The following is a 3,185-nucleotide window of genomic DNA, read 5'->3' as shown; positions in this document are numbered from 1 at the left end:
GTCAAACCCCGAGCCACCGCTATGGCCGCCGGACCGCTGAAGACGGTCGGCAACGCTACGACGTTGTGCCGGGGTGAGGCGGGCACGAATCGGTGGCGGCGCCCAGCCAAGGGAGGTCATTCGCATGCACACGGCAGCACTGCAGCTTCGATCGCTCCGAGAAGCTTTATTGCCAATGATGGGGTTTACCGCCTGGCACGAAAGCGTCAGCGAAGAAGGCACGCCCATTTGGACACGTTACATCGCGAAAACGGACTCATGGGAGGTCCGTCCGATGACGCCTGAAGAGGAAGCCAAAGCTTTCTGGTGGTATTGTCCACCATTTATTTGAACCCCGTCCGAGGCGCCGCAGCCACTGTCCGGCCTCAAAGCCCGCGCCACGGAGGGACCGCTGGCGCGGGCCGGCCGATGTGCCCACCAGCCTGCGACGGAGCCAAGCAGCGGCGTCCGAAGCATGAACTCAACAATTCAAGCCCGCTAATGTTCCAGCCTCTTTTGTCGGCGCGCATACCGGCCCGGTATTCCCTCACAGTCGCGGCGCTGGTCTCGTGCCTGATCTGTGTCGCAGGGTCCAGAACCAAGCCGTCGAGGAGGATGGTCACGCAGTCGTCAATCTGTACGCGCTCCCGTGGCGCGCGTAGTGATCCGCGTGGGACCGACAGAACCGAGTGTCCAGCCCGTCCTCCGTGCCCGCTCTGGCCGGCTTGCTGCATCCAACCACGCGACTGCGGCTAAACATGCTGCGCGGCTCCTAAGCCCGCCTCTTCACCTCAGTCTTGCGTTCGCGCCTCGCCGCCCAATACGTCAATCCGGTATCCCTCAAGATGGCCACCCCGTATCATCGGGCAGGCAAGCGTCTAACAGCAGGGAGAGCGAACGACACCGGCAAAAGGCCGCGCCATGGTTACGCGGCGTTACCGTTACGTACTTGTGTGCGCCACCGATGGGCGAGACCCTTGCTGACGATTGCCGTCGTCAGAATGGAGGACTGGCAAATGATCCGTATGCCGCTTGCCGTGCTGTTAGCTGCCTCTCTGCCTGTGCCGACATCAGCTCAGATTGTGTCCGAGGAGCAGGCGTCCGAGATAGCAAGAGACGCCTATGTCTACGCCTATCCGCTGATGTTGATGGATGCCTTCACACAGGGCACCAACTATGCTGAACCAACTGGGATCGTCACCCAAGCACCGTACAATCAGTTCAGCCACGCGAAGGCGTTCCCTCCTTCGGACTTCAAGGCCGTTGTCCGTCCGAATGTYGATATCCTGTATTCCTCCGGGTAACGGTCAACTTGCGATCTGACTGGGGTACACCAGCGCTCCGGTTCGTCCTGACGCGAACGTGGAAAGAGTGTCGGAAAGGCTGGAACCGGCGATTGACAGCGTGGAGCGGCGACATGACCTTCATCGACATCTTCGCCTGGATAGTCCTCCTCGTCGTCATAGCGACACTTGTTGCGGTCGTCGTGGCGCTGGGGGCCATGCCGGGCCGTATTGCACGCAAGCGTGGCCATCCCTGGGCGCAAGCGGTGGCAGTTGGTAGCTGGGCAACCTTGATCTTCGGCTTCGTTTTCTGGCCGCTGGTGCTGATCTGGGCCTATGTCGACTTCCCGGAAAAGAGGGACGCGACCAAATGATCGTCGTCCTTCTCAATGGCTACATTGCGCTTCTCGCCCTCTTCGTCTGGCTGAGGTTTATCCCATTCAACCTGTTTTGGAAGCTGTCCCCGGTCATCGTGCTGCTGGCTCTTCTCATCGGCCTGTTCATCCCGATGGGGTGGGGAGCGCCGTCCGGGCCAGCCGCAGTGCAGCGTAACTCCGTACAGATCATTCCGTCCGTGGCGGGCGAAGTCATCGACGTCCCTGTGCTTGCTAACACGCAGCTCAAGGCAGGCGATGTTCTTTTCCGCATCGACCCGACGATCTACGAGGCACAGGTTCGCGGCATCGAGGCGCAGCTCAAGCTGGCCGAGCTGCGGCTTGGTCAGTTCTCACAACTTCAGAAGAACGATGTCGGACGCGCCTTCGATGTCGAGCAGCGCCAGGCCGAGCGTGACCAGCTTCAGGCGGAACTCGACGGGGCGAAATGGAACCTCGACAAGACGACTGTTCGTGCGCCAACCGACGGTTATGTGACGAACCTCGCCCTTCGCAAGGGAGCGCGTGTCAACGGCCAATCACCCGTCATGGCCTTCATCGACACATCCGACACCATCTTTGGCGCCGAGATAGCCCAGAACAATGCGCGCTACATCAAGGCTGGTCAGCCGGTCGAGGTCACGTTCAAGACGCTTCCCGGCGAGGTCTTTGAAGGCAAGGTTGAGACGGTAATTCAGGCGATTGCCACCGGGCAGTCGCAGCCGGGAGGCCTCGCCGTGGCGCCGTCGGAGGTGCAGGCGTCTCCCTTTGTAGTGCGCTTCAAACTCGACGATCAGACGGTCGGGCAACGGCTCCCAGCGGGAAGCACTGGCGTTGCCGCCATTTACACCGATCATGTCAAGGCGGCGCATGTGATACGGCAAGTTGTGCTTAGACAAAGTGCCATCCTGAACTACGTCAACCCGTTCTGAACCGGCCGCGCCAGCCAGAGGCGGCGGCAAGAACAGGCCAAGGCGCTTGCCTACCTGCCCCCGATTGGTTCGAGGCGCTTCGCCAGCTTCGCGAGCGTCGACCGTGAGCAGTTGGTGGCCTTCACGATGGTGTTCCAGCTCTGCCCCTTGCGCAGCATGGCCATGATCGCCTCGTTGCGCTCGGCGTCCGGAACCGCATGAAGGTCCTTGGCAACAATCGCACAACGGCAGAAACTCCATTTGGCAGGGGGCGCGAGCTTGGAGGAGAGCGCGCTATGCTCAATGAACGAAAGCGAGATCAGTCCGCAGCGCCGCCGACCATGTCTGTCAGCCGACGCAGCATCCTGCTTGGCGGCAGCGCACTTGCGGCTGCCTCAACTCTCATGGGTGAGACACGGGTTGCCCAGGCCCAGGACCAACCCACGGCGGCGGCCGACGGCAAGCCGAACATCCTGGTCATCTTCGGCGACGACATCGGGCAATCAAACATAAGCGCCTATACATTCGGCGTGATGGGCTATCGCACGCCGAACATCGACCGCCTCGCCCGCGAAGGCATGRTGTTCACCGACTACTATGCCGAGCAGAGCTGCACGGCAGGGCGTTCGACATTCATC

The 3,185-nt window shown here is 61.2% G+C and carries 6 protein-coding genes; 5 read left to right on the top strand and 1 reads right to left on the bottom strand.

What is annotated here, in order from left to right; all coding sequences use genetic code 11:
- Positions 1-124: 124 nt before the first annotated feature.
- The 4 genes from ACXJ7R_RS28495 to ACXJ7R_RS28480 all read left to right on the top strand — a co-directional run bounded on the left by ACXJ7R_RS28495 (position 125) and on the right by ACXJ7R_RS28480 (position 2,568).
- Entirely contained in the window at positions 125-331 is a 207-nt protein-coding gene (locus ACXJ7R_RS28495; protein WP_143748743.1) for a hypothetical protein, read from the top strand.
- A 625-nt stretch (positions 332-956) separates the two neighbouring features.
- Positions 957-1,283 (top strand): DUF1254 domain-containing protein, encoded by a 327-nt coding sequence (locus tag ACXJ7R_RS28490; RefSeq protein WP_457154739.1) that lies wholly within the window; start codon positions 957-959, stop codon positions 1,281-1,283.
- Positions 1,284-1,396: 113 nt separating this feature from the next.
- Positions 1,397-1,636 carry a DUF3302 domain-containing protein gene (locus tag ACXJ7R_RS28485; RefSeq protein WP_095084844.1) on the top strand — a complete coding sequence of 80 codons (240 nt, stop codon included), beginning with the start codon at positions 1,397-1,399 and terminating at the stop codon, positions 1,634-1,636.
- Positions 1,633-2,568 (top strand): HlyD family secretion protein, encoded by a 936-nt coding sequence (locus ACXJ7R_RS28480; protein ID WP_457154738.1) that lies wholly within the window; start codon positions 1,633-1,635, stop codon positions 2,566-2,568. The genes ACXJ7R_RS28485 and ACXJ7R_RS28480 overlap by 4 nt, the downstream gene beginning before the upstream one ends.
- Before the next feature lie 50 nt (positions 2,569-2,618).
- On the opposite strand, the gene ACXJ7R_RS28475 is transcribed toward ACXJ7R_RS28480, so the two are convergent.
- Positions 2,619-2,732, bottom strand: coding sequence for a helix-turn-helix domain-containing protein (locus tag ACXJ7R_RS28475; RefSeq protein ID WP_457154737.1), 114 nt, complete (start codon positions 2,730-2,732; stop codon positions 2,619-2,621).
- Positions 2,733-2,843: 111 nt separating this feature from the next.
- Between ACXJ7R_RS28475 and ACXJ7R_RS28470 the strand changes: the two genes are divergently transcribed.
- Positions 2,844-3,185 (top strand): sulfatase-like hydrolase/transferase (locus ACXJ7R_RS28470; protein WP_457154736.1); only part of this gene is annotated, 342 nt, incomplete at its 3' end.

It is taken from the genome of Mesorhizobium sp. P5_C1 (genome assembly GCF_054049815.1).
This window is presented reverse-complemented; position numbering and strand designations above follow the sequence as displayed.

Bases quoted from the DNA above. Each gene is read 5' to 3' on its own strand.
- ACXJ7R_RS28485 (WP_095084844.1), top strand. From the start codon at position 1,397: ATGACCTTCATCGACATCTTCGCCTGGATAGTCCTCCTCGTCGTCATA.
- ACXJ7R_RS28480 (WP_457154738.1), top strand. From the start codon at position 1,633: ATGATCGTCGTCCTTCTCAATGGCTACATTGCGCTTCTCGCCCTCTTC.
- ACXJ7R_RS28495 (WP_143748743.1), top strand. From the start codon at position 125: ATGCACACGGCAGCACTGCAGCTTCGATCGCTCCGAGAAGCTTTATTG.
- ACXJ7R_RS28475 (WP_457154737.1), bottom strand. From the start codon at position 2,732: ATGGCCATGCTGCGCAAGGGGCAGAGCTGGAACACCATCGTGAAGGCC.